Annotated in this window: 25 protein-coding genes; 13 read left to right on the top strand and 12 right to left on the bottom strand. The window is 73.3% G+C overall.

The annotated features are described in order from the left end of the window. Nucleotides 1-67 precede the first annotated feature (67 nt). Nucleotides 68-1312, top strand: a complete 1245-nt coding sequence (locus tag ACZ53K_RS18420) for an FAD-dependent monooxygenase (protein WP_468837332.1) — start codon at nucleotides 68-70, stop codon at nucleotides 1310-1312. Between the two features lie 172 nt (nucleotides 1313-1484). Next, nucleotides 1485-2339: a formate dehydrogenase accessory sulfurtransferase FdhD gene (gene fdhD / locus ACZ53K_RS18415; RefSeq protein WP_468837329.1), complete on the top strand. Its 855-nt coding sequence runs from the start codon at nucleotides 1485-1487 to the stop codon at nucleotides 2337-2339. A 20-nt stretch (nucleotides 2340-2359) separates the two neighbouring features. Here the strand turns inward: fdhD and ACZ53K_RS18410 are convergent, their stop codons facing one another. Continuing rightward, a complete protein-coding gene (locus tag ACZ53K_RS18410; RefSeq protein ID WP_468837326.1) occupies nucleotides 2360-2806 on the bottom strand; it encodes a MarR family winged helix-turn-helix transcriptional regulator in 447 nt (148 codons plus the stop codon). A gap of 131 nt (nucleotides 2807-2937) precedes the next feature. Between ACZ53K_RS18410 and ACZ53K_RS18405 the strand changes: the two genes are divergently transcribed. Both ACZ53K_RS18405 and ACZ53K_RS18400 read left to right on the top strand, forming a co-directional pair. Further along, entirely contained in the window at nucleotides 2938-3879 is a 942-nt protein-coding gene (locus ACZ53K_RS18405; RefSeq protein WP_468837323.1) for a quinone oxidoreductase family protein, read from the top strand. Nucleotides 3880-4119: 240 nt separating this feature from the next. After that, a complete protein-coding gene (locus ACZ53K_RS18400) occupies nucleotides 4120-6102 on the top strand; it encodes an exo-alpha-sialidase (protein ID WP_468837320.1) in 1983 nt (660 codons plus the stop codon). 99 nt (nucleotides 6103-6201) lie between these two features. Here ACZ53K_RS18400 and ACZ53K_RS18395 read toward each other — a convergent pair whose 3' ends face one another. After that, the gene (locus tag ACZ53K_RS18395; RefSeq protein WP_468837318.1) at nucleotides 6202-6504 is read right to left on the bottom strand and encodes a hypothetical protein; all 303 of its coding nucleotides are present in this window, start codon (nucleotides 6502-6504) and stop codon (nucleotides 6202-6204) included. 128 nt (nucleotides 6505-6632) lie between these two features. After that, a complete protein-coding gene (locus ACZ53K_RS18390) occupies nucleotides 6633-7709 on the bottom strand; it encodes a bile acid:sodium symporter family protein (RefSeq protein WP_468837315.1) in 1077 nt (358 codons plus the stop codon). A 139-nt stretch (nucleotides 7710-7848) separates the two neighbouring features. Between ACZ53K_RS18390 and ACZ53K_RS18385 the strand changes: the two genes are divergently transcribed. Next, nucleotides 7849-8733 carry a LysR family transcriptional regulator gene (locus tag ACZ53K_RS18385; RefSeq protein WP_468837312.1) on the top strand — a complete coding sequence of 295 codons (885 nt, stop codon included), beginning with the start codon at nucleotides 7849-7851 and terminating at the stop codon, nucleotides 8731-8733. 64 nt (nucleotides 8734-8797) lie between these two features. On the opposite strand, the gene ACZ53K_RS18380 is transcribed toward ACZ53K_RS18385, so the two are convergent. Both ACZ53K_RS18380 and ACZ53K_RS18375 read right to left on the bottom strand, forming a co-directional pair. Next, complete coding sequence (locus ACZ53K_RS18380; RefSeq protein ID WP_468837309.1) at nucleotides 8798-9577, bottom strand: DUF3050 domain-containing protein; 780 nt, start codon at nucleotides 9575-9577, stop codon at nucleotides 8798-8800. A gap of 33 nt (nucleotides 9578-9610) precedes the next feature. Next, nucleotides 9611-10096 (bottom strand): hypothetical protein, encoded by a 486-nt coding sequence (locus tag ACZ53K_RS18375; protein WP_468837306.1) that lies wholly within the window; start codon nucleotides 10094-10096, stop codon nucleotides 9611-9613. Between the two features lie 456 nt (nucleotides 10097-10552). Between ACZ53K_RS18375 and ACZ53K_RS18370 the strand changes: the two genes are divergently transcribed. The 4 genes from ACZ53K_RS18370 to ACZ53K_RS18355 all read left to right on the top strand — a co-directional run bounded on the left by ACZ53K_RS18370 (nucleotide 10553) and on the right by ACZ53K_RS18355 (nucleotide 14976). Next, a complete protein-coding gene (locus ACZ53K_RS18370; RefSeq protein ID WP_468837302.1) occupies nucleotides 10553-12355 on the top strand; it encodes an AMP-dependent synthetase/ligase in 1803 nt (600 codons plus the stop codon). Nucleotides 12356-12452: 97 nt separating this feature from the next. Next, the gene (locus tag ACZ53K_RS18365) at nucleotides 12453-13472 is read left to right on the top strand and encodes a hypothetical protein (RefSeq protein ID WP_468837299.1); all 1020 of its coding nucleotides are present in this window, start codon (nucleotides 12453-12455) and stop codon (nucleotides 13470-13472) included. 79 nt (nucleotides 13473-13551) lie between these two features. After that, complete coding sequence (locus ACZ53K_RS18360; RefSeq protein ID WP_468837296.1) at nucleotides 13552-14382, top strand: aldo/keto reductase; 831 nt, start codon at nucleotides 13552-13554, stop codon at nucleotides 14380-14382. Between the two features lie 270 nt (nucleotides 14383-14652). Further along, nucleotides 14653-14976, top strand: coding sequence for an SH3 domain-containing protein (locus ACZ53K_RS18355; protein ID WP_468837294.1), 324 nt, complete (start codon nucleotides 14653-14655; stop codon nucleotides 14974-14976). Between the two features lie 247 nt (nucleotides 14977-15223). On the opposite strand, the gene ACZ53K_RS18350 is transcribed toward ACZ53K_RS18355, so the two are convergent. Continuing rightward, nucleotides 15224-16171 (bottom strand): class I SAM-dependent methyltransferase, encoded by a 948-nt coding sequence (locus ACZ53K_RS18350; RefSeq protein WP_468837291.1) that lies wholly within the window; start codon nucleotides 16169-16171, stop codon nucleotides 15224-15226. 124 nt (nucleotides 16172-16295) lie between these two features. Between ACZ53K_RS18350 and ACZ53K_RS18345 the strand changes: the two genes are divergently transcribed. Next, complete coding sequence (locus ACZ53K_RS18345; RefSeq protein WP_468837509.1) at nucleotides 16296-17342, top strand: DUF1266 domain-containing protein; 1047 nt, start codon at nucleotides 16296-16298, stop codon at nucleotides 17340-17342. Between the two features lie 26 nt (nucleotides 17343-17368). Here ACZ53K_RS18345 and ACZ53K_RS18340 read toward each other — a convergent pair whose 3' ends face one another. Genes ACZ53K_RS18340 through ACZ53K_RS18330 form a run of 3 tightly spaced genes read right to left on the bottom strand, consistent with a single transcriptional unit; the run spans nucleotide 17369 to nucleotide 18992 of the window. After that, entirely contained in the window at nucleotides 17369-17743 is a 375-nt protein-coding gene (locus ACZ53K_RS18340) for a hypothetical protein (RefSeq protein ID WP_468837289.1), read from the bottom strand. Next, complete coding sequence (locus ACZ53K_RS18335; RefSeq protein ID WP_468837286.1) at nucleotides 17740-18456, bottom strand: Asp23/Gls24 family envelope stress response protein; 717 nt, start codon at nucleotides 18454-18456, stop codon at nucleotides 17740-17742. Before ACZ53K_RS18335 ends, ACZ53K_RS18340 begins: the two co-directional genes overlap by 4 nt. Next, nucleotides 18447-18992, bottom strand: coding sequence for an RNA polymerase sigma factor (locus ACZ53K_RS18330; RefSeq protein WP_468837283.1), 546 nt, complete (start codon nucleotides 18990-18992; stop codon nucleotides 18447-18449). The genes ACZ53K_RS18335 and ACZ53K_RS18330 overlap by 10 nt, the downstream gene beginning before the upstream one ends. 233 nt (nucleotides 18993-19225) lie before the next feature. On the opposite strand from ACZ53K_RS18330, the gene ACZ53K_RS18325 reads away from it, so the two are divergent. Further along, a complete protein-coding gene (locus ACZ53K_RS18325; protein WP_468837281.1) occupies nucleotides 19226-20239 on the top strand; it encodes a YihY/virulence factor BrkB family protein in 1014 nt (337 codons plus the stop codon). Nucleotides 20240-20260: 21 nt separating this feature from the next. On the opposite strand, the gene ACZ53K_RS18320 is transcribed toward ACZ53K_RS18325, so the two are convergent. Next, entirely contained in the window at nucleotides 20261-20572 is a 312-nt protein-coding gene (locus ACZ53K_RS18320; RefSeq protein WP_468837279.1) for a 4a-hydroxytetrahydrobiopterin dehydratase, read from the bottom strand. 237 nt (nucleotides 20573-20809) lie between these two features. Between ACZ53K_RS18320 and ACZ53K_RS18315 the strand changes: the two genes are divergently transcribed. Next, on the top strand, nucleotides 20810-22621 hold the full coding sequence (locus ACZ53K_RS18315; protein WP_468837507.1) for a hydroxysqualene dehydroxylase: 1812 nt from the start codon (nucleotides 20810-20812) through the stop codon (nucleotides 22619-22621). Nucleotides 22622-22664: 43 nt separating this feature from the next. Here ACZ53K_RS18315 and ACZ53K_RS18310 read toward each other — a convergent pair whose 3' ends face one another. Beyond that, complete coding sequence (locus ACZ53K_RS18310) at nucleotides 22665-23906, bottom strand: RNA polymerase sigma factor (protein ID WP_468837277.1); 1242 nt, start codon at nucleotides 23904-23906, stop codon at nucleotides 22665-22667. A 47-nt stretch (nucleotides 23907-23953) separates the two neighbouring features. Further along, complete coding sequence (locus ACZ53K_RS18305) at nucleotides 23954-24313, bottom strand: YciI family protein (protein WP_468837274.1); 360 nt, start codon at nucleotides 24311-24313, stop codon at nucleotides 23954-23956. A 199-nt stretch (nucleotides 24314-24512) separates the two neighbouring features. Here ACZ53K_RS18305 and ACZ53K_RS18300 point away from each other — a divergent pair, with 199 nt between their 5' ends. Then, nucleotides 24513-25334 (top strand): helix-turn-helix domain-containing protein, encoded by an 822-nt coding sequence (locus ACZ53K_RS18300; protein WP_468837271.1) that lies wholly within the window; start codon nucleotides 24513-24515, stop codon nucleotides 25332-25334. Nucleotide 25335 lies beyond the last annotated feature (1 nt).

Raw genomic sequence — 25335 nt, 5'->3', positions numbered from 1 at the left:
ACGACCGCTTGCACAGCGTCGAACCACCGCGGCTCCGCACCGGGCCGCCGAGAGAAGCGGGTTGCCGATGCGCGGAGGAACGGTCGCCGTCGTGGGCGGAAGCATCGCCGGATGCGCCGCCGCACTCGCCGCACACCGGGGCGGCGCGGCAGAGATCACGGTGTACGAACGGGCCGCCGGCCGCCTGGCGGACCGCGGAGCCGGGCTGGGCGTGCACAACGCCCGCTACGCGGAACTGGCGTCGGCGGGCTACATGGACGCCGACATGCCCTGGATCCAGCTCACCCGCCGCCGCTGGTACACCCGCGACGGCTCCCTGCCACTCGGCCGGCCGGTGGGGGAACTGCCCTTCCCCTTCCGTACGTACAACTGGGGGCCGCTCTGGCGCGAGCTGCGCGACCGGATGCCCGCGACCACCGAGTTCCGCGGGGGCAGCCCGGTCCGTACGGTCGAGACCTCGGCCGGCGGCGCGGCGGTGTGCCTCGAAGACGGCACCACTCACCACGCCGACCTGGTCATCGGCACGGACGGTTACCGTTCCGTGGTCCGCGCCGCTGCCTTCCCCGACGTACGGCCCGAGTACGCCGGGTACCTCGCCTGGCGCGGCGCGTTCCCCGCCGAACGGCTGGCCGCGCTCGGCCCGGACCCGGACGGCGCGTGGCCGGTCGAGGACTGCGTCTTCGCCGTCTTCCCCGGCGGTCACGCCGTCATCTACCGCATCCCGGACGGCACCGGCGGCCACCGCGCCAACTGGGTGCTGTACACCGCCCCTCCACCGGGGCCGGCCCTCGGGCTGGACTCGCCCACCAGCCTGCCGCCCGGCACCCTCGACGCGGCGCTGCACGCCTGCTTCGCACAGGTCACCGGCGAACTCCTGCCGCCCTACTGGGGCGGCCTGCTCCAGCTGACGCGGCCCGAGGAACGGTTCATCCAGCCGCTGTACGACTTCACGGCACCCCACTACGCCACCGGCCGCCTGCTGCTGGCCGGGGACGCGGCCACCGTCGCCCGCCCGCACACCGGCAGCGGCGCAGTGAAGGCCCTCCAGGACGCCACGGCCCTGGAGGCGGCGTGCGCCGCCGCGAGTACCTGCTCCGAGGTTCCCGCCGCGTACGACGCCGCACGCGGCGATGCCGGCGCGGCGATGATGGAACTGGGCCGCCGTCTGGGCGATGCCCTCGTGCTGCGGAGTCCGGACTGGCGGATGGTGGACCAGTCACAGCTGGACGCCCTGTGGGCCGGTGCGGGCGCCGCCGCCTTCGGCGGGCGCGAGCTGCCGGGAACACGCGGGTCCGCTTCCCCCGTCCCGTAGACGGACCCGTAGACGGTCCCGCAAACGAACCGGTAGAGGGTTCCGTAGGCAGGCGCCCCCTCCCCCAAGACGGGCGCCGCGCGAGCAGCCGGACGCGTACCGGACAATGGGACCGCCGAGACCGGCCCGCCGCCACGGGCCGGCGCACCAGGACGGACGGGACTGATCAGACATGGGACGGGTCACCGAGCGACGCCGCGTCATCCGCATCCGCGACGGAGCCGTGAGCACGCGCCCGGACACCCTCGTCGGCGAGGAGCCGCTGGAGATCCGCCTCGGCGGCAAGCCGCTCGCCATCACGATGCGCACACCGGGTGACGACTTCGCGCTGGCCGCCGGGTTCCTCGTCAGCGAGGGGGTGCTGGGGAGCGCCGGGGAGCTGGCGAACATCGTGTACTGCGCGGGCGCCACCGAGGACGGCTCGAACACGTACAACGTGGTGGACGTACAGCTCGCGCCCGGCGTCCCGGTCCCGGACATCTCGCTGGAGCGCAACGTCTACACGACGTCGTCCTGTGGTCTGTGCGGCAAGGCGAGCCTGGACGCGGTGCGCACCTCGGCCCGCTGGCCACTGGATCCGCCCGCCGACGCCGAGGGCCGCATCACGCCCGCGGCCCTGGCCGCCCTCCCCGGCCGGCTGCGCGCCGCGCAGCGCGTGTTCGACCGGACCGGCGGGCTGCACGCCGCCGCGCTCTTCGGCTCCGGCGGTGAACTCCTCGACGTACGCGAGGACGTGGGCCGCCACAACGCCGTCGACAAGGTCGTCGGCCGTGCCCTCCAGGACGGCCGGCTGCCGCTGCGCGACACCATCCTGATGGTCTCGGGCCGGGCGTCGTTCGAGCTGGTCCAGAAGGCGGTCATGGCGGGCATCCCGGCCCTCGCCGCCGTCTCCGCGCCGTCCTCCCTCGCCGTCGACCTGGCCGTCGAGAGCGGTCTGACGCTGGTGGGGTTCCTGCGCGGCACATCGATGAACGTGTACGCGGGCGAGGAGCGGCTCGCGCTGGGCGCGGCGGCGGACCGGGGCTGAGGGCGGGCCGGGGAGGGCCGTCAGCCCGCCCCCGGCTCCACGATCCGCGCGAGCAGCGCCGTCAGCTGTTCCCGTTCGGCGGGGGTGAGGCCCGCGGTCAGCTCGTCGTTGGCCCGGTCGCCCAGTTCCTCCGTACGCCGGAGCCGGCGCTCCCCCGCCGCGGAGATCTCGATGGCGTTCTTGCGCCGGTCCCGCGGGTCGGGGGTACGGGTCACCAGGCCGTCGGCCTGCAGGTCGTTGACGACCGCGACCATGTCCTTGGGGTCGATGCCCACGCTGCGGCCCAGTTCGGCCTGGGAGACGGGGCCCAGTTCGCCGACGGCCGAGAGCACGGCGTGGTGCATCATCCGCATCCCTTCCTCGGCCAGCGCTTCCGCGACGAGGCGGTGGCCGCGCGCTGCCGCCCGGCCGAGCAGCCAGCTGGGGAGGGCGCGGATGCGGGAGGGGGCGTAGGGGGTCTCTGCCATGGGACCAGCCTATCCGAAACTCATTGGGCACCCCAATGATTACTGCTACCGTTGGGCCACCCAACGGTTCCCGGGCTGCCCCGGGGCCGTCCCTGCGTGGCGTCCGCTGCGCCCACTTCCCGGAGGTGCCCGTGCGGCGAGTCCGTTTCCATTCCTACGGCGGCCCCGAAGTCCTGCGCGTCGAGGAGGCCGAGGTCCCCGAGCCGGGCCCCGGCGAGCTGCTCGTCCGCACGGAGGCCATCGGCGTGAGCCTGCCGTCCGTGCGCCGGACGCGCGGCGACGGCCACGGCGGTGGCGTACCGCTGCCCGCCGTACTCGGCGGCGAGGTGGCCGGCGAGGTCGTCGGCCTGGGCCCGGACGTCACCGGATTCGCGGTCGGCGACCGCGTCACCTCGCTCTCCTTCACCGGCTCGTACGCCGAGGCGGCCACCGTGCCCGCCGCACTGGCCGCCCGCATACCGGACACCGCGTCCAGCGTGGACGCCGTCGCGCTGGTCCGCGGCGGGCAGGTCGCGCTCGCCGCGCTGGCCACCGCCGCCCCGACCGGCGGGGAGTCCGTGCTGATCACGGGCGCGGCCAGCGCCACCGGGCACCTGGCGGTGCAGCTGGCCAAGCTGCGGGGCGTGCCGCGGGTGGTGGCGGCCGTCGGCTCCGCCGCGAAAGCGGACTTCCTGTACGGGCTCGGCGCGGACGAGGTGGTGACGTACGAGGACGAGTCCTGGGGCGAGCCCGTCGACATCGTCCTCGACGGGGTCGGCGGTGACCTGCTGCCGCGCGCGGTGGCGGCCCTCGCGCCGGGCGGGCGGCTGGTGTTCTTCAACTCGGGCGGCGGTACGGTCCCGGCCTACGACCTCCTCGCGGGCTCGAAGACGATCACCGGGCTCACCATGGCGCGGTTCGCCGCCACCCGCCCGGAGCAGTACGAGCGGCACGGCGCCGAACTGTGGGACCACTTCTCCGCCGGCCGCCTGCGGACCGCCGTATACGCGCGCGTTCCGCTGGTGGAGGCCGCACGCGCGCACGAGATCATCGAGGCCCGCGCCAACCTCGGCAAGGTCGTACTGATTCCCTGACCGGTGGCCGACCGGCTTCGCGGGGCGCGGCCCGTACGGATGTGCCCGGCGTGCGCCGGACGAGGGAAATCCGGCCGGGTACGAAGAAGCGCCGCGCGTGGCTTGTGGCGGTGCCGGGGGCCCAGTAACTTCCTGCGCACCGGAGCGTGGACATGGGACGTCCTACGTAGGACGTGGGACGTTGCATGTCCTGCTTCCTCCTCCGACGCCTCGCCGATGCCTCGAAGGGCAGGTCGGATCATGACGTCACCATTCCGCGCACACGACACCCACCGCGGCAGACCCGCCACCGGGACCGGCGGTCCCGCCCACGGCGGCCACCGGTCGCGGGGCCGCACCCTGGCCGCACTCGCCACGGCGGCCGCCGTCCTGGTCCCGGTGGCCACCGCCCAGGCCCGCCCTGCGGCGCCCGCCGGCTCTCCTGCCCCCAACGGCTTCGAACAGCAAGTGCTGTTCAAGGCGTCCCAGGAGCACGGTTACGCGTGCTTCCGCATCCCGGCCGTCGTACGGTCCGCCAACGGCACCCTGCTCGCCTTCGCCGAGGGCCGGGTCGCCAACTGCGGCGACGCCGGCGACATAGACCTCGTACTCAAACGCTCCACCGACGGCGGCCGCACCTGGGGCCCCCTCCAGGTCGTCAACGAGGGCGGCGGGGACACCCACGGCAACCCCGCCCCCGTCGTCGACCGCGAGACCGGCCGCATCCTGCTCGCGGAGACCTACAACAAGGGCCGTCCCGACGCCGGGAACTGCGATGTGCCCTGTGACCGCACCCCGCACCTCCAGTACAGCGACGACGACGGCGCCACCTGGTCGGCGCCGCGCGACCTGACCGCCGAACTGCGGCCCGCCGGATGGAACTCCTGGTACGCGACCGGTCCCGTGCACGGAGTCCAGCTCGCCCGCGGCCGGCACGCCGGGCGCCTGGTGTTCACCGTCAACGCCGAGAGTTACGCGGGCGGCCGGATAACCGCCAACCACGCCGCGCTGATGCTCAGCGACGACGGCGGTGACAGCTGGCGGGTCGGCGCCGTGGACAGTTATCCGACCGCCGCCGACGGCACGTTCCGCCAGAAGCCGTCCGAGATGAGCCTGCTGGAACGCTCCGACGGCTCGGTGTACGTCAACGGGCGCGAGCAGGACGGTACCGACCTCGGCCACCGCACGGCGGCCGTCAGCCACGACGGCGGGGAGTCCTTCGCCCGGCCCTTCCGCACCCTGCCCGACCTGTACGCGCCGATGGTGCAGGGCTCGGTGCTGCGGCCGCCCCGGCGGGACCCCGGCCACCCCGTCCGTACGCTGTTCGCCGCGCCCGCCGACCCCGACCGCCGCCGCACCATGACCATCCGCTCCTCCTACGACGAGGGCCGTACCTGGGAAGGCGTGGACCGGGGCGCCCGGGTCACCACCGACTGGTCCGGCTATTCGGACCTGGTGTCCGTCGCGCCCGGTCTGACCGGTCTGCTGTACGAGGGCGGCGCGGCCGACGCCCGCGACGAAATCCGCTTCGCGCGCTTCACCGACGGCTGGCTCGGCCCGCGCCGCGGTCCCGACCCGACGACGCCCGACCACGGGCGGCACGCCCGGCCCGCCCTCGTCCTGGGCGGCGCCGGGACGGTTCCGGGCCGCTTCGGCGACGGGCTCTCCTTCGACGGCCGGGACGACGCCGTACGGCTGCCCTTCCGCCGTTCACTGCCTCTCGGCAGCGGCGACTTCACGTGCAGCCTCTGGTTCCGCTACCGCGCGGCCTCCGGCGAACAGCCCTTCCTGTGGATGGGCGGGGTGGGCAGCCGCAGTCCGCAGGTGGCACTGCGCGGCGACCCCGCCCGCAACCGGGTCAGCGCCTCCATCACCACACTCGACGGCGCCCGGCCGGCCGCCACCGCCGAGGTCGCCGCCACCGCCGCGTACAACGACGGCGCGTGGCACCACCTGGCGCTGCGGCGTACCGGAGGCCGGCTGACGCTCACCGTCGACGGCGTCGAGACCCGCACGGTCCCCGACGTGCCCGGCTCCGTCAGCCGGAACTCGGTCTTCGGTGTCCACGCGGGCCAGAAACCGGACAGCCGCTCCCAGTTGTCCGGCAGCCTGGACGAGGTACGGGTCTACGGGCGCGCGCTGAGCGACGGTGAACTGACGCGCGTACGCCGGGACAACGCGCGCGTACCCGGCCCCGTCGTGCTGCGCCTGCCGCTGAACCGTGTGGACGACGGGGAGGACTGACGGCCTGACCGACCGATATCGCACCGCACGACGCCACACCGGTCCGCGCCGCGCGCCCCGGCTCCCGGCTCCCGGCTCCCGGCTCCCGGAGCCGAACCTTCAGACGACCGGATCGGTGTGCCGCAACCTGCGCGGGAACTGCTCCACCAGCGTGCCCCACCGTCCCAGGGGAAAGAACACCGTCACCCACGACCCGTCGGCGAAGCCGATCTCGTGCGTACCGTGCCGGTCCCACGCCGCCACCGCCGCGTTCACGGGGTTGAGCCGTCCCAGCGTCTGTTCGACGCGCCACACCCCGGCGACCAGCCGGTCACCGGCGCTCGGCCGCTTCCCGAAAGCGTTCGCCCGGTATGCCGCCGGCGGCGGCACCCGTTCGCCCGGCTCGACGGTATGGCCGTCCACCAGCGTCTCGCCGGGCGGCAGCAGGGCCGCCGCCCGTGCCTTGGCGGCACGGATGAGCGCGTGCCGGTCGGGCGGCAGCAGCCACTCCTTGATGCCGGTCCAGGCCGCGCGTAGTGCGTCGATCTTCCTCAGCCCCCTTTTCGGACCAAGGTAATGCCCTCGCCGTCCCGCGACGGTCCGCCCGCCGCCCGCACACCGGCCCCGGTCTGCGCGTCATCTTCCGGCTCGTCGGGGGCCTGCGCCGCGTACCGCTTCGCGAGGACCGCGCAGACCATCAGCTGCATCTGGTGGAACAGCATCAGCGGCAGTACGGCCAGCCCGGCCTGGGCGCCGAACAGGACGCTGGCCATGGGCAGTCCGGCGGCCAGGCTCTTCTTCGAGCCCGCGAAGGTGATGGCGACACGGTCGCCGCGGGCGAACCCGGCCTTCCTGGAGCCGTACGAGGTGATCGTCAGCATCAGCGCCAGCAGGACGGCCTCGACGGCCAGCAGGCTCAGCAGGCGCCACGGGGAGACCTGGTGCCAGATGCCCTCGACCATGCCCGTGCTGAAGGCGGTGTAGACGACGAGGAGTATCGAGCCGCGGTCGACGAGTCCGAGGATCTTCTTGTGGCGGGTGAGGAAACCGACGATCCAGCGGCGCAGCAGCTGACCGGCGAGGAACGGCACCAGCAGCTGGACGACGATCGAGACCAGGGAGTGGGCCGAGAAGCCGCCGCCGTCGCCGCCCAGAAGGAGCGCCGCCAGCAGCGGCGTCACGACGATGCCGACGAGGCTGGAGAAGGAGCCCGCGCAGATCGCCGCCGCGACGTTGCCGCGCGCTATCGAGGTGAAGGCGATCGAGGACTGGACGGTGGAGGGCACCAGGCACAGGAAGAGCAGGCCGGTGTAGAGGGGCTGCGTCAGGATGTACGGGACGAGACCGCGGGCCGCCAGACCCAGCACCGGGAAGATCACGAACGTGCAGGCCAGCACCGTCAGATGCAGCCGCCACTGGCGCATCCCGTCGACCGCCTCGCGGGTGGAGAGCCGGGCGCCGTAGAGGAAGAAGAGCAGGGCGACGGCGCCGGTGGACGCGTTGTCGGCGACTCCGCCGGCCGTGCCACGGGCGGGGAGCAGCGCCGCGAGGGCGACGGTGCCGACGAGGGCCAGGATGAACCCGTCCACGGGGAGCCAGGAGGGGATCTTGAGCTGGGGGCGGCGCATGTTCTCTCTTCGGGTTCGGTGCGGGTGGGGGGCGGGTGGCCGGTGCCTGATCCAGCCTGCCTGGCGTCGCAGCCATCGGGAACCCCGCTTACCGCACTGACTGCCATCACGGTTCGTGATAGGAGGCTAGGCTGGGACGATGTTCGATCCCGTGCAGTTGCGCACGTTCCTCGCGGTGGCGCAGACGCTGAGCTTCACGCAGGCCGCGCACCGGCTCGGCCTGCGGCAGTCCACCGTGAGCCAGCATGTGCGCAAGCTGGAGGAAGCGGCCGGGCGGCGGCTCTTCGCCAGGGACACCCATGCCGTGGACCTCACCGAGGACGGCGAGGCGATGCTCGGCTTCGCCCGGACGATCCTGGAGGCCAACGAGCGGGCCGCGGGCTTCTTCACCGGCACCCGGCTGCGCGGCCGGCTGCGGTTCGGGGCCTCCGAGGACTTCGTCCTGACCCGGATGCCGGAGGTGCTGGAGGAGTTCCGGCGCGACCACCCCGAGGTGGACCTGGAGCTGACCGTCGAGCTGTCCGGGACCCTGCACGAACTGCTGGCGGCCGGCCGCCTCGACCTGGTCCTGGCCAAGCGCCGTCCCGGACCGGCGCGCGGCCGGGCCGAGGCGCCCACCGGCCGGCTCGTCTGGCGGGACCGGCTGGTGTGGGTCGGCACCGACCGGCTGCGGCTGGATGCGCGGCGGCCGGTCCCGCTGGTGGTGTTCCCGCCGCCCGCGGTGACCCGGGCCCGTGCCCTGGAGGCGCTGGAGCGGCAGGGCCGCGACTGGCGCATCGCCTGTACGAGCGGCAGCCTGAACGGTCTGATCGCGGCCACCCGCGCGGGCCTCGGGGTGATGGCGCACAGTCTCGGCATGATCCCGCCCGGCCTGGTCCGGATGCCGTCCCGCGCCGGGCTGCCGGACCTCGGCGGGGTGGACTTCGTGCTGCTGTACGGGGAGCGGGACAGCGCGGCCAGGGGCCCGGCGGACGCACTGGCCGACGCGATACTGGCGGGTGGCGACCGGCTGCAGCTGCCGTAGGCGCGGTCGGCGCCGGAGCCGGGCGCCACAGGCTCTAAGGGGTCGGAGCGTCTCCCGCGCCCCGTCACCGCCCGTCCAACGACGCGGACACCGCGTCCCACAGGGCCTGCCGGGCCCGCAGCGCCTCGATCACGGTCTCCGCGCTCTGCGCCCACTTCTCCCGGTCGTCACCGCAGATCTCGACGAGCATCCGCAGGGCCATCGGCGTGTGCGCGTCGCCGTCGAGTTCGATGTGCCGCACCAGGTAGTCCTTGAACGCCGCCAGCCGCTCCTGGGCGCCCGCGATGCCGGTGACCTGCTGGAACATGCCGGGGATCAGGTCCTCGCGGCCGAAGGCGAACGCGGCGGCGCGGCAGTGCAGCGGCGCGTGGGCGATGACGTCCCAGGTGGCGGCGGTGAAGGCGGCCGCGCCCGCGGGCGCGTTCGCGTACTGCAGCGCCTTGGCGACCGTGTTGCCGTCCCGCAGCAGGGCCACGAAGGACTCGACGGGCCCGGTGTCGGCGCCCGTGTGGCGCATGGCGTCCACGTACAGCTCGAAGTGGCTCGTGTACCCGTCCCCGCAGGTGTCGCTCTCCTCGGCGAGGGTGATCTCGTTGATCAGCCGGCGGCTGACGGACGGGCCGCGCGGCACCCACGGCAGGCCGGTGCACGTGAGGTCGCGCTGCAGGCTCTTGAGCAGCGACATGAAGTCCCACACGGCGAAGACGTGGTGCTCCTGGAAGGCCGCGACCCTGCCGAGGCTGGTCAGTTCGCCGTAGACGCGGTGGCTCAGGACGTGGTCGCGGGCCGGGCCGATACGGCGTTGCAGGGCGCGCAGGCCGGGGTGGTGGCTGTTGCCGGTCATCGTCAGCTCCATGGGTGGTCGGGCCGTCGGCGGTCAGGTGGCGGCCGGTGCGGCGGCGCGCAGGGTGAACAGCAGCGGGCACTCCCCCTCGATCCGGGCGGGCAGCCAGTACCTGCCGTCGGTACGCCGCTCCAGGTAGGGCAGCATCGGGAACCAGGCGGAGGGGAACTCGTGGAGGAACTCCGGCCGCAGCCCCGCCCGGATCACGCTGGTCACGATCTCGCCGAGCGAGTGCGCCCAGGTGTACCCGGCGACCGCGGTGTCCGTACCGGGCTCGGCGTACGCGCCTTCGAGGTCATGGGTGACGGGCTCGTCGCGGTGGAAGTACGGATAGCGAAGCCGGGGCCCGTCCGCCAGAAAGCCCTTGACGTCGTAGTGGTCGCTGCGCACATGGACGTCGGTCCAGGCGTCCCAGAGGGCACGGTTGCTCTCCGTCCAGCGGGCTTGGTCGGTGGCGGCCGCCTCGTACCGGGACGGCTGCCGGGACTGCCGGGTGGACTGCCCCGATGGCTGTGTCATCGCTCCTTCTCCCCCTCGTACTGTTCCGCTCGGGTCCGTACCGCCGGTACGTACGGCGGCCGGGCGGCGCGGGCGGTGCCACGCCGGGTGCCGGCCGCTCCGACGCCTGGGATACGGAGCCGAGGGCGGACCCGTTCACCCCCGCTTACGACCGGATGTGCCGCGGATGTGCGGTCGTGTCCTTCCGGCCGGTCCGCCGGTCCTTCCCCGGCCGGCCGCGTTCGGAGAGATTTGGTGCAGATCCGGTCCCGGCGCCGTGATCGTCGGCGCCGGGCCGCCCCCGCCGATGTCCGGGCTTCTCCGGAGTAGCCCGTTTTCGCCGTATGACCAGCGGCTATGCCGGCGGTCCGGCGGGCAGGACGCCCCTCCCGCGGGCCGCGCTGTTGGGGTACGGTCTCGGCCCTGTGAGAAGCACGTCGAGGAGCTGGGTCATTGCGCGAGTTCACCGTCCCACCTTTGGCGACGGCGCCCCGCGTCGGCGGGTTGGCGGACGCCGTGTTCGACCATGCCGGGTCGGCCCCCGACCGGGCCGCGCTGGCGCGTAAGGACGCCACCGGCCAGTGGCGGGACGTGACCTCGGCCCGGTTCCGCGACGAGGTACTGGCCCTGGCCAAAGGGCTGCTCGCGCAGGGCGTCCGCTTCGGCGACCGGGTCGGGATCATGTCCCGTACCCGCTACGAGTGGACGCTGTTCGACTTCGCCCTGTGGTCCGTGGGCGCCCAGTCCGTACCGCTGTACCCCACCTCCTCCGCCGAGCAGGTCTTCTGGATGCTGCACGACGCGGGCGTGACGGCCTGCATGGTCGAGCACGAGGACCACGCGATGACCGTCGGCTCGGTCATCGACCGGCTGCCGCAGCTGCGCCGCCTGTGGCAGCTGGACGCCGACCCGGTCGCCGAACTGGCCGCGGCGGGCGCGCACCTGGAGGACGACGTGGTGCACCGCCACCGGATGGCGGTCACCCCGGACGCGACCGCGACGGTCATCTACACCTCCGGCACCACCGGCCGCCCCAAGGGCTGCGTGATCAGTCACGCCAACTTCATGGCGGAGGCCGACAACGTCGTCCAGCGCTACGAGACGGTCTTCCACTCCAAGCCCGGCGACGAGGCGTCCACCCTGCTGTTCCTGCCGCTCGCCCATGTCTTCGGCCGGATGGTGCAGGTCGCGGCCGTACGCGGGCGGGTCAAGCTCGGCCACCAGCCCGAGCTGTCCGCCGCCGCCCTGCTGCCGGACCTCCAGTCGTTCCGGCCCAGCTTCATCCTCGCCGTGCCGTACATCTTCGAGAAGGTCTTCGCGGCGGCCCGGCGCAAGGCCGAGGCGGAGGGCAGGCTCGGCCCGTTCGAGAAGGCCGTCGACGTGGCGGTCCGCTACGCCGAGGCGCTGGAGCACAAGGCGTTCGGCACCGCGTCCGGGCCCGGCGCCCCGCTGCGCATGCAGCACCAGCTCTTCGACAAGCTGGTCTACGGCAAGGTGCGGGAGGCGATGGGCGGCCGGGTGCGGCACGCCATGTCGGGCGGTTCGGCGATGGAGCGCCGGCTCGGGCTGTTCTTCGCCGGTGCCGGGGTGACCATCTACGAGGGGTACGGCCTGACGGAGTCCACCGCCGCCGCCACCGCCAACCCGCCCGAGCGCACCCGCTTCGGCACGGTCGGCTCCCCCGTCCCCGGCACCACCGTGCACATCGCCGAGGACGGTGAGATCTGGCTGCACGGCGGCCAGGTCTTCCAGGGCTACCTGAACAACGCCCGGGCCACCGACGCCGTCCTGCGCGACGGCTGGCTGGCCACCGGCGACCTCGGCGCGCTCGACGAGGACGGCTATCTGACGATCACCGGCCGGAAGAAGGAAATCCTCGTCACCTCGGGCGGCAAGACCCTGTCGCCGGTCGTCCTGGAGGAGCGGGTGCGGGCCCATCCCCTGGTCGCCCAGTGCATCGTCGTCGGCAACGACCGCCCGTACGTGGCAGCTCTGGTGACGCTGGACCCGGAGGCGGTCGCGCACTGGCTCGCCATGCGCGGCAAGCCGGAGCTGCCGCCGACCGATCTCGTGCACGACCCCGACCTGGAGACCGAGATCCGGCGGGCCGTCGTCGCCGCCAACACGCTGGTCTCCCAGGCCGAGTCGATCCGCACGTTCCGGATACTGGCCCACCAGTTCAGCGAGGAGCACGGCCTGCTGACGCCGTCGCTCAAACTGAAGCGCAAGGCGATCGAGGCGGCCTACGCCACGGAGGTGGACGCGCTGTACCGGTCGTGAGGTGCGCCGGCGGCCGCCGGCCCCTCCCCCGTGCGGCGGAGGCGGTTCATCCCCCGGCCCGAGGTGCCGTCCGCGAGCCGCCGGAAGGCTGAGGTCCATGAACTCCGACCAGCTCACGGGCCGCCAGGTCCTCCTGGGGCGCGTGGCCCTCGCGGCCTGCGCCCCGTACCTCCTCCTCAAACTGCTGTGGGTCCTGGGTTACGGGATCGGCATCGTGGACCTGGGCAGGGCCGGCCGGGGCACCTGGATCGCGGCCAACGCCGTCACCTTCCTCATGGACGCCGTCGCCGCCGTCATCGCGTACACGCTCACCCGCCCGTCCGGCCTGCGCGCCCCCGCCTGGCTGCTCGCGCTGCCGCTGTGGATGGCGTCCGGGCTGCTCACGCCCCTGATGATCACCGTGCCCACCGGCTCCGCCATCGCCGTCCTCACCGGCGCGGCCAACCCCATGGCGTCCGGCGACTTCCTCCAGCCCTGGGTCTACGTCCTCGTCTACGGCGCCTTCATCGTCGAGGGCATCACCCTGCTGGGCGCCTTCTGGGGCTACGCGCACCGGCGCTGGGGCACGCTGCTGCGCCGGCGGCTGGCAGCCGTACCCGCTCCGGCCCCCGGTGTCCGGGCGGCGCGGCGGCTGCTCGGCGTGCCCGCGGCGGTGCTCCTCGCCGTACTCGGTGTCGTCGACGTGCTGTGGGGCCTCGGTGTCCCGGCGGGCGCCGGAGCGGCGGCCCTGCCCGCGCGGAGCGTCGTCACGGCCGCCTCCGGCGTCGTCCAGGGCCTGCTGGCGCTGGCCGGCGCGGCCGGGCTGGCCGCTCTCCTCTTCCCCGACCGGGCGCCGTGGCGGCGGCTGCGTACGCGGGTGCCGCTCGCGCTGGCCTGGCTGGGCTCCGCGACGGTGTTCGCGTGGGGCGGAACGATGTGGCTCACGTGGACCGCGGCCGATGCCCTGACCGGCAGCGGGGGCCCAGCCCGCGGCCTGCCCGGCCTGGCGGGCGCCCTGGAGCTGGCCGTGGGGCTGGTCGTGCTCTGCCTGGGCGCCCTCACCCTCGCCGCCGAGACGGCCCGCCCGGCCACCGGGCCCGCACCCGCGCCCGCACCGACGCTCGCCGGAATCCGCTGAAGGTGCGCGGGAATGCTCCGTACCGGATGATCGTTGACGTTGGAGAACATGTACGCCGACCTGAAGGATCGATTCGCTCGTGAGCAAGGTCCCCCACATCACCCTCAACAACGGCGTCACCATGCCGCAGCTCGGCTACGGCGTCTGGCAGGTGCCGGACGACGAGGCCGCCTCGGCCATCGGGACCGCCCTGGACGCCGGGTACCGCAGCATCGACACCGCTGCGATCTACGGCAACGAAGAGGGCACGGGGAAGGCGCTCGCCGCCTCCGGCATCGCTCGTGACGAGCTCTTCGTGACGACGAAGCTGTGGAACGACGAGCAGGGCTACGACTCGACCCTGCGCGCCTTCGACACGTCCCTCGCCAAGCTGGGCCTGGAGTACGTGGACCTGTACCTGATCCACTGGCCGATGCCCGCCAAGGACACGTACGTCGACACGTACCGGGCCTTCGAGAAGATCTACGCAGAGGGCCGCGCCAAGGCCATCGGCGTCTCCAACTTCCAGCCCGCCCACCTGGAGCGGCTGCTGGGCGAGACGTCGGTCGTCCCGGCGGTCAACCAGATCGAGCTGCACCCGCAGCTCCAGCAGTCCGAGGCCCGCGCCTTCCACACCCGGCACCACATCGCGACCGAGGCCTGGTCGCCGCTGGGCCAGGGCAAGGACCTCCTGAAGGACGCCACGATCGCCGGGCTCGCCGAGAAGTACGAGCGCACCCCCGCGCAGATCGTGCTCCGCTGGCACCTCCAGCTCGGCAACGTCGTCATCCCGAAGTCCGTGACCCCGTCCCGGATCAAGGAGAACATCGACGTCTTCGGCTTCGAGCTGGACGACGCCGACATGGCGGCGATCGCGGCCCTGGACTCCGGCACACGCCTGGGTCCGGACCCGGACACCATGAACGGCTGAGGTACGCGCCCGGACCCCGGTCCGGGCGCAGCACCTTCCGGCGCCGCCGCCCCGCCCGGGACGGCGGCGCCGCCGTCTTCCCACCCCGCCGATCTCCTCCTCTTCCTCTCTCCCCTCCCAGCTCACGCCCGGTTTCCCGGTTTCCCGCCGCCCGCGGGGGACGGGAAACCCCTTGGCCCGCCGCACCGCACAGGACGAGTGTCATGGGTGCCGGGTCCGGACAGTCGACGGCCCCGGTGCACCGAGAGAACCGCAACGGAGGAGACCCAGATGATCCGCAAGCCTCGCGCCGCCGCCGCTCTCGCGGCCACCGCGGCCGTGTTCGCCCTCGCCGGCGGCACCGCGGCCACCGCCGCCACCGGCTCGGCCCCCGCCCGGCACACCGCCTCGCCCGCGGTCCAGGCCGTCGTCTGCACCGTCAACGACAACGGCGTCAACTACCGCGGGGGCCCCGGCACCGGCTACCCGGTCCTCGGCCAGGTGAACAGGGGCCAGAAGATGAACGCGCGGGGCACCGAGGGCTCCTGGGTGATGGGCGACCTCTGGGGCGGCCGTACCGGCGTCTGGATCCACCGCGCCTACCTGAACTGCTGAGACTCAGCGCGCCGACCCGGCCACGCCCGCGCCACGGGCCGGCGAGCTGATCACACGGCGGGGTGGTGGAGGGTCTTCCCGGCCCGGGAGGGCCACCACCCCGCCCGGCACCGGCCGACCGCCGCACGGCCACGGCACCACCGACCGCACGCGAGCACGCCAACGGGGGCGCGCAGCGGTACGGGGACGTGGCCTTACGGGGGCGGCGGTCGGCCGGTGCCGCGTCGTCCCGGGCCGTCAGGCGGGCTCAGGCCGCCCGTGCCGTGTGGAAGGACTGGGCGGAGAGCCAGAAGAGGTCCGGGCGGTGGGCGACGCCGGCCGGGTCGTCCGGGTCGATGAGGCGGGCGAGGGTGGCACGGTCCTCCTCGTCCAGGCTCTCGCCGATCACCTCGGCGAACCGGGAGAGCTGCCGGACGACCTGGGCGCGCGGGACCGGGCCCAGCGGGGCGGGCAGGTCCAGCAGGAAGCTGCGGCTGCGCGGGGACCGCAGGCCCGCGGCGGTCAGGATGGCGGGCCAGTCCTCGACGAGGTCCCGGGCGCCGGGCAGCGCGGCTCGCATCTGGACGAACCAGTCGTCGTGCACCGCGTCGAGGCGGGTCTGGAAGCCTGGGCGGCCGATACCGAAGTCGCGGGGCAGCATCCGGGGCGCCAGGCCGCCTTCGGACACGACGAGCAGCCCGTTCGGCCGCAGCAGGCGGGCCAGGGCGGCCACCGCCGCCGCCTGGTCGCCGACGTGGTGCAGGGCCTTGCTGGACCAGATGAGGTCGGCCTCCCCGATGCCGTCGACGCCGTCGGGCAGTTCGGCGACCCGGGTGCGGAACCGGTCGCCGAGGCCGAGGCGGCCGGCGCGGTCCCGGGCGCGTTCGAGGAGCGCCTCGGTGGGGTCCACCGCCACGATCTCGGCCTGGGGGAAGGCGTGGGCGAGCAGGCAGCTGGTGACGCCGGGGCCGCTGCCGACGTCGAGCACCCGGCGGACCCCGTCGGCGCCGGGGCCGGACGGTTCCGTCAGCAGGTCCCGCAGCCAGGCCGTGGCCTGTTCGAGGAGCGGTGTCTGGAACTCGGCCTCGCCTTCGAGGTGGGCGGCGAGCGCGTCCCAGTCCATGTGCGCGCTCTCGTGGTGGTGGCTGTGGCCGCGACCGTGGTCGTGCTCGTGGTCGCGTACCGGGGCGGGCGTGCCGTGGTGGTGGTCGGTCATGTCGCGAGCGTCCGGCAGCGGGCGCCATAAGGCAAACATCCTTGCCGGTCCGGCAAAGCACCCCGCCTCCCGGTCCGCCGGGCGGCCCACCGTAAGGTTCTGGTCCGTGGGAACTCCAGGATGGATGCCGCCGACCGACACGGAACGGCGGTTGTGTGAGGCCGGCGCACGAGGCGACGGGGAAGGCCAGGTCGCCGCGGTGGCCGGCGAGGACCTGTATTTGGTGGTGCCCCAGCAGGGCCAGGACCCGCTGCCGGTCTACGAGGACCCGGCCGGCGGCGGTACGTGCATCCCCGTGATGACCCGCGGCATGCTGCCGCCGTGGCACCCCCAGCAGCTCTTCGACCGGGTCTCCGTCGATGAGCTGGCGCAGGACTGGCCCAACGACAAGTGGAAGCTGGCGGTCAACCCGGGTACGCCGTGTGCCGCGTACCTGCCGGCCTCCGCCGCGCACCGCGGCATCTGGACGCGCCTCCGTGCCCAGTACGGGGTGCGGCCGGGCGGGCTGCTCACCACGCACCTCGGCGGTCCGCTGCACGGTCCGCTCGCCCAGGGACTCGCCTGCGGCGCGCCGATCGCCGTGCACCACAGCGTGCCGTGGAACGAGCTGGGCACCGCCTTCCTCGATTACGCGGCCGACGCCCAGCTGCTGCGCGACCAGTGGTCGGTCACCGACCCGGCGTCCTGGCGGCAGCGTCTCGACCAGTTGCTCGACGCCGGATTCGTACCGGCCGAGACGGAGGCCGCGCTACGCGCCCGGAGCGAGCGGAGCGACGGCTCGGGCGAGGCCTCGGGCAAGGGCTCGGGCGAGGTGCCGGAGCTGGTGGAGAAGTACGAGGAACGTTTCCGTACGGACGGACTGCTGCCCGCGGACGGGCAGGTGAAGTCGCTCGTCGCCCTGGACCACGCGCACGCCGTCGGCCTCGTCCGCTGGGGTCTGGGGGCCCGCTACTGCGCGCCGCCGGAAGCCGAGCAAGCCGTACTGCGCGCCGGTGAGCTGGCGCGCGCGGCGTACGGCTCGTGGCAGGAGTTCTCGGCGGGGTATGCCCTGGGCCGGGTACTGGCCTTCGACAACGGCTGGTTCGGCACGGCGTACCAGGAGGCGGTGCACATCCACCGTGCGCTCAGCCAGGACCCGGCCTCGCCCTGGGCGAATCTGCCCTTCTCCTGAGGGTCTGCGGTCGTCTGCGGTGGTCTTCAGGTGATGTCCGTGACGGTCACCGTCACGGTGACGGCGGGCGCGGCTTCGCCGGCCGTCCGCAGCGCTTCCTGCACCTCCGCCGTGACGCGGGCCCGGACCGCGCGGGCCACGTCCAGCGCCCGGTGGCCGCGCCGTACCGCCAGGTGGACGCGGATCCGCCACTGCCCGGGGCCGGGTCCGCGGTCGGCCCGTACGCCGGCCACGCGGCCGTTCCGCCCGGCCGGGGTTCCGGTGCCGGCCGCGGTGCTCCGGAGCAGTTCGCCGAGGCCGGGCCGGAGGAAGGCGACGCCGGGCGTGTCCTTGGCGGCCGCGGCCGCGGCCCGCAGGACCGCGGTGCGCGGCTGCGAGTCGCCGCTCATGAGCTGGCTCATGCCCTGCTCCCCTCTCCGGCACCCGCGCCGCCGGAGCCATCGCCACCGGAGCCGGGGCCGTTGGAGCCGCCGGGACCGCCCGTGTCCCCCTCGACGAGGTCGACGACGGTGACGTCGATCTCTTCGACCTCCAGGCCGACGCCGTCCCGCGCCGCCGCGCGGACCCGTTCGCGTACCCGGTCCGCCAGGGCGGGCAGCGGCCACGCGTAGCCGGCCGCCAGTTCCAGTGCCACCTTCATGGGGCCCTGCGGCGCGAGCAGGGTGACCCGGCAGCTGCCCGCCTGCACGTCCGGCAGGGTCTCGGCTGCGGCGCGGAAGGACTTGGCCGCCGCGGCCTCGGTGATCCACGCGTCGTCCTCGGGGTCGCCGAGCGGTAGGGTCCTGCCCGGGCGGAGTTCGGTTCTGACCAGGTCCATCACCCGGGCCGTGAAGCGTTCGGTGCTCCGGTCGTCCTCCTCGCTGGCGGCGGCCTCGGCGGCCTGCCGGGCTTCGCGTACGTACGTGTCGAGTACGCCGAGGCCCGTCAGCGCCTCCTGGCAGTACGGGCACTGCGCGGCGTGCGGGTCGGCCGGGGGCCCGGCGTGCGGTCCGGTGTCCCCGTCCGGGCGGCCGGCGGCGTCCGGGCCCGCGGGGGCCGGTTCGTGCTCCTCCCACACGGACGACAGCGCGCGACCGCAGGGCAGGATCGGGTCGTCGTGCTCACCTAGCGCCATGCGCCCATCGCCTCCGTCAGATAGCGGCGTGCTCGGAAGACCCTGCCACGGACCGCCTGGTGGCTGATGCCCACCGCCGCGGCGATCTCCTCGTACGGCAGGGCGTGCAGCTCGCGCAGCACCCAGCAGGCGCGCTGTTCCGGGGTGAGTCCGTCCATCGCCCGCGTCAGCGCCTCGACGGCGGCGGTCGACTCGGCCGCCCGGACCGGTGACGACGCGTGCTCGGGCGCGCTCGGTTCGGGTACCGAGCCGAGGTCCTGGGTGGGTCTGCGGGCCCGCAGCAGGTTGAGGCAGCGGTTGGTGACGATGCGGTACATCCAGGTCGCGAACGCGGCGTCGCCGCGGAACTCCGGGATGCGGCGCCAGGCGCTCACGAAGGCGTCCTGTACGGCGTCCTCCGCGTCGGTGCGGCTGCCGAGCAGCCGGGTCGCGAGGCGCAGGAGCTGACCGCTGTGGCGGCGTACGAGCACTTCGAAAGCCCCCTCGTCCCCTTCCCCGGCACGTACGGCCAGCAGGGCGTCGCTGGGCTCGGGCACTCACCGGCTCCTTCCTTTCCTGTCCCATCTTTACCGGTCACATCGGAATTGTCGGCTTTTGCGTTGGACACGCGGGGGCGCGCGGTGTCACGCGGCCACCGGTTCCGGCCGCAGAAAGACGCCTACCACGGCGCACCTCCGAAAGGAGCGCTCCGCGCACGCTTGTACGCTGCGCAAACGGGCAGACGGAACGCGCGCCCGGCGCGCACGGCACGAGGAGAGGACGGTCACACATGGGCGGGGACGGTACGGACCACGGGCTGCGGCCACCGCTGCTCACGGCCGGCGCAGGCAGGCCGCGCGCCCGCGGCACCGCGCTGCCCGGCTGGCCCCGGATCCGGGCCGCGGCCCGCCGTACCCCGGTGTCGATCTGGAACGACGATGTGTCCGACTGGGCGGCCAGCCTGACGTACTACTCGGTGCTGGCCCTGCTGCCCTCGGTGATCGTCACCATCTCGCTGGTCGGCCTGGCCAACCCGGCGTCCACCGAGGAGCTGATCAACCACATCAGCGCCCTCGCCCCGGCCGGGTCGGGCGGGGCCGTCCGCCGGGCCCTGGTCACCATGGCGCAGCAGCGGACCGCGGTGTGGATGCTGGTCGGGGGCGCGCTGGTCAGCGCCCTGTGGTCGTCGTGCAGTTACCTGGCGGTGTTCCGGCGGGCGCTGCACGCCATGTACCGCGTCAAGGACGACCGGCCGCCGTGGCGCAAGGCGCCGCGCATCCTGGCGACGGCGCTGCTGCTGTTGGCGCTGCTGATCAGCAGCGCGGTCGTCCTGCTGGTCAGCGGGCCGATAGCGAGTGCGGCCGGGCGGGGCCTAGGGCTCGGCGAGGCGGGCGCGGCGACGTGGAACCTGTTGCAGTGGCCGCTGCTGTTGCTGCTGGCCGTCGTCCTGGTGATGGTGCTCTTCCGCACGGGACCGTCGCGGACCCGCGGCCGGCGCGCGGTGCCCGGCGGGGTGGTCGCGGTGCTGCTGTGGCTGGTGTCGTCGGCGGGCTTCACGTTCTACGCCTCGTACGTGGGCACGTTCAACCGGCTCTACGGGTCGCTCGCCGGGCCCGTCGTCTTCCTGATATGGCTGTGGTTCTCCCACCTGTCGCTGCTGAGCGGCGCCCAGTTCAACGCCGAACTGGCCCGGATGGAGAACGCGGACGCGCCTGCCTCCGAGGACGAGGGCACGGACGCTGACACGGACACGGACACGGGCTCCGGCAAGTCCGGCGGCGGCACCCCGGGGGCGAAGAGCTGAGCGTTCCCGCCCGGCTCCCGCTCAGCGCCCCCCGTGGCCGGTGGCGATCTCCTCGATCCGCTGTCCCAGGGCGAAGTCGAGGGCGGTGACCGCGTTGCCGGCGCTGTGGGTGTGCACGGCGACGGCGAGCGTGTTGTAGCCGAGGGTCAGCTCCGCGTGGTGGTTCAGCTCCTCCTGGATCTGGGCGACGTGGATCACCATCGCGGCGGCCGGCAGATGTTTGCCGAAGGTGTAGGTGCGGGTCAGCCTGCCGTCCGTCACCGACCAGCCGGGCAACTCCGCGAGACGGTCCTCGATCTCCTTGTCCGTCAGCGGGTCCACCTGAGCGTTCATCTCGCTCCGCCTCTCCTTCACAGCGCATGGCCGCACGTACCGCCCGTACCGCCGGGCCGTCCGCGCCCTGTTGATTGCAGCAGTTCCAGCGTGGCACGCCGAGGACGCTTTCCCGCCAATGTGCGGACGGGCACGCCATCGGCTTCCGGGGAACGCGGGCCGCTTCTATGCTCCAGCGGCTGACGAGGCGTCCGTTACGTGGCGTAGTGGGGAGTAACCGTGGGCAACCTGAACCGTATGGAGCAGGAGCGTGCAGACGGTGGCGGGAGCCCGCGGCGGGCCTTCCTGGGCCGGGCCGCCGCGGTGGGCGGCGCGCTCACCCTCGGGGCCGGCGGTACGGCGGCCGCCGCGCCCGCGCCGGCCGTCGCCCGGCGCCGTGCCGCGGGCCGGACCGTGGCGGTCCTGGGCGGCGGTGTGGCCGGGCTGACCGCCGCACACGAGCTGGCCGAACGCGGCTTCCAGGTCACCGTGTACGAGCGCAAGCCCGGCGGGCTGGGCGGCAAGGCCCGCAGCATGGACGTGCCGGGCAGCGCGCGCGGAGGGCGCAGGCCGCTGCCCGGCGAGCACGGCTTCCGCTTCATCCCGGGCATTTACCACAATCTCCCGGACACCCTGCGCCGCATCCCGTTCCCCGGCAACGCCAACGGCTGTCACGACAACCTGGTGGCCTCCACCGAGGTGATGTTCGCCCGTACCGGCGGCCGGGAGGACATCCGGATCCCGTTCTCCTCCGTCGGCACTCCCCCGCCGGTCCTGACGCCCGACGCGTTCCTGCGCATGGTGACGGGGCTGCTGGACACCGCGACCCGCCTGCCCGTCCACGAGATCGCGTACTTCGCCAACCGGCTGCTGGTCTTCCTCACCAGCTGCGACCGGCGCCGCCTGGACGTCTGGGAGCACACTCCGTGGTGGCGCTTCCTGCGCGCCGCCTCGATGTCCCCCGACTACCAGCGCCTGCTGGCCATCGGCCTGACCCGCAACATCGTCGCCACCAAGGCGGAGATCGCCTCCACCCGGACCGTCGCGACGTGCGCGGAGGCGTTCGTCTTCAACCTGCTGGGGCGGGGCGCGGACGGGCAGCCCGACCGGGTGCTGAACCTGCCCACCAACGAGGCGTGGATCAACCCGTGGGTGGCGCATCTGCGGTCGCTGGGGGTGCAGTTCAAGGTCGGGTGGGCCGTACAGGAACTGCGGCTCGCGGGCGGCCGGATCGCGGAGGCGGTCATCACCGACCCGCAGGGCATCCGGCAGTCGGTCGTCGCCGACCACTTCGTGCAGGCGATGCCGGTCGAGCACGCCCGTACCACCTGGAACGCCGCCGTACGCGCCGCCGACCCGCAGCTGGCGCGCTGCGACAAGCTGGCGACGGACTGGATGACGGGCATCCAGTTCTATCTGACCGAGCCGACGCCCGTCATCCACGGGCACGTCAACCACATCGACTCACCGTGGTCACTGACCGCGGTCGGCCAGGCGCAGTACTGGAAGGACCGCGACTTCCCGGCCGATTACGGGGACGGGACGGCCGCCGACTGCCTGTCGGTGGACATCTCGGAGTGGGACCGGCCGGGCATCCTGTACGGGAAGACGGCCAAGCAGTGCACGCGCGAGGAGGTCGCGCGGGAGGTGTGGTCACAGCTGAAGGCCGGTCTCAACGACACCGGCAAGGCCGTGCTGCGTGACGCGACGCTGCACTCCTGGTTCCTGGACCCGGCCGTGTCCGGGCTCGGCACACCGCATCCCGTCAACGACGAACAGCTGCTGATCCACCCCACCGGCTCCTGGCTGAACCGCCCCACGTCCCGTACGGCGATCCCGAATCTCTTCCTCGCCGGGGACTATGTGGCCGTCGACATCGACCTGGCGACGATGGAGGGCGCCAACGCGTCCGCGCGGCAGGCCGTGAACGCGCTGCTGGACGCGTCCGGTTCCGCCGCCGAGCGGTGCACGGTCACTCCGCTGTACCGCGCTCCGGAGTTCGCAGCGTTCAGAAGGCACGACGAGACGCGGCACCGGCTCGGGCTGCGCAACGCTTTCGACCTGGGCTGAGAGCGGAGAAAGCCGCAAATTCCGCCGCCCGGTTCGCGCCGCTTCAGCGTGGCCCGGGGACCGTGCGGGCCGCCCTGGCCAGCAGCAGTTCCCTCTCCCGCGCGTTGCGGGCCAGGGCCGCCGCCCGTTCGAACTCCCCGCGCGCCTCGGCCGCCCGCCCCAGACGCTCCAGCAGGTCGCCCCGGACGCTCGGCAGCAGGTGGTAGCCCTTCAGGGCGGGGTCGGCGGCCAGCGCGTCCACCAGTTTCAGCGCGGCGGCGGGGCCTTCGGCCATCGACACGGCGACCGCCCGGTTCAACTCGACCACCGGGGACGGGGTCTGTGCGAGGAGCCGGTCGTAGAGGGTGGCGATGGCGGCCCAGTCCGTGTCCTCGTACCGGGTGGCCACCGCGTGGTGCGCGGCGATCGCGGCCTGCAGCGAGTAGGGGCCGTGCCCGGCGCGGTGCAAGGCATCGACGCCGCGGCGGACGAGCATACGGTTCCACTTCGCGCGGTTCTGGTCGGCGAGCAGCACCGGCTCGCCGCCGGGTCCCGTACGGGCGGGGATGCGCGACGCCTGGAACTCCAGCAGCGCCGCCAGCCCGTGCACTTCGGGTTCGCCCGGCATCAGGTTTTCGAGGACGCGGGCGAGGCGGAGCGCGTCCTCGCACAGGGCCGGGCGCACCAGGTCGTCGCCGGCCGTCGCGGCGTACCCCTCGTTGAAGACGAGGTAGATGACCTCCAGGACGGAGGAGAGGCGGGCCGACCGTTCGGTGCCGTACGGGACTTCGAAGGGCACCCGGGCTTCGGCGAGCGCGCGCTTGGCGCGCACTATGCGCTGCGCCACCGTGGGCTCCGCGACGAGGAAGGCCCGGGCGATTTCCGGTGTGGTCAGCCCGCCCAGCAGCCGCAGGGTGAGCGCGATACGGGCCGGTGCCGCCAGCACGGGATGACAGGCGGTGAAGATCAGCCGCAGCAGGTCGTCGTCGATGTCCTCGGCATCCGCCGGTTCGGGCGGCGGTACGTCCTCCAGTGCCCGCCCGACCTCGGCCAGTTTGCGCGCGTACGTCTCCTTGCGGCGGACGAGGTCGATGGCGCGGTGCTTGGCGGTGGCCATGAGCCAGGCGCCCGGCCTGTCCGGGACGCCCGACTCCGGCCACTGTTCCAGCGCGGCGACCAGGGCGTCCTGCGCGAGTTCCTCGGCGATGCCCACGTCCCGCACGATGCGGGTGACACCGGCGATGATCCGCGCGGACTCGATCCTGAACACCGTCTCGACCGCGTCGGTCGTGCTTGCTGCCGTCACGGCCACATCAGATCAGCCGTGCGCGGGGGCGACAAGCACGGCCGGGGTCAGCAGCCCTCGGCGATCTCCCGGACCTCGGCGGTGACGGTCCAGTAGTCCTCGTGGGTGCGCAGGAACCGCTTGGTCCACTCCAGGGCCTCCGCCTTGTCCTTGGCCTGGATGATGGAGTAGCCGCCGACGACCTCCTTCGTCTCGGTGAACGGGCCGTCGGTCGAACTGAGCTGCCCGCCGGACCAGGTGACCCGGGTGCCCTCGGAGGTGGGGGTGAGCCCGGCGGTGTCCAGCATGATCCCGGCCTTGGTGATCTCCTCCAGCAGCGCGCCCATCCGCTCCTGGAGTTCCGGGCTCGGGCCCTCCGCCGGGGCGTTCTTCTCGTCGATGCGGATCAGCGTCAGGAAGCGCGGCACGGTGACTCCTCGGTCGTACGGACGGGGTCTCTCCCCGCCTCTCACCCTTGCGTCGAACGGGAGACCGCCGGATCGACACGACCATCGAATTTTCTTCGGAGAATGCGTCCGGCGCTGCCACGCCCTGCCCCCGGGGGCTCGCGCCCACCCCGTACCGCCACAACCCGTACAGGCGTACGGAATCGGTTACGGTTCGGCCATGACGACTGCTGCGGTCTCCTCGAAGACGGCGTCCGACACGACGGGGGTGGGCGCGCTGCTGCGCGAGTGGCGGGTACGGCGCCGCGTCAGCCAGCTCGACCTGGCCCTGCGCGCCGACTCCTCCGCCCGGCACATCAGCTTCATCGAGACCGGCCGCGCCCGGCCCAGCCAGGAGATGGTGCTGCGGCTGGCCGAGCACCTCGACGTACCCGTACGGGAACGCAACGCACTGCTCATCGCGGCGGGTTTCGCGCCCGAATTCCCGGAGACCCCCTTGGACGACCCGTCGATGGACGCGCTGCGCACCGGTTTGGAGCGGCTGCTGACGGGCTACGAGCCGTTCCCGGCCCTGGTCGTCGACGCCACGTACCACGTCGTCGCCGCGAACCGGGGCATCCAGGCGCTGATGGCGGGCATCGGCGGCAAGCTGCTGGAGCCGCCGCTCAACGCCATGCGCATCACCCTGCACCCGGACGGGCTCGCCCCGCGCATCCGCAACTTCCTGGAGTGGCGGGAGCACCTGCTGACGCAGATGCAGCGGCAGTTGGCGGTCATGCGGTCCGCACCGCTTCGTGCGGTCTACGAAGAAGTCAGCAACTACCCGCTGCCCGAAGGCGGGCGGGAGACGGCCGCAGACGGCGGCCATGCACCGTACGCCCTGCCGATGGTCATCGAACACGACGGGCGGGTGCTGTCCTTCATCTCCACCATCGCCACCTTCAACACCCCGACGGACGTGACCGTCTCCGAACTCGCCCTGGAGACCTTCCTCCCGGCGGACCCGGAGACGGCCGGACATCTGCGGACCTGGCTGCCGTAAA

Source organism: Streptomyces sp. NPDC033221 (genome assembly GCF_055577005.1).
The sequence above is the reverse complement of the archived record's forward strand: the minus strand, read 5'-3'. Positions and strand labels throughout refer to the sequence as shown.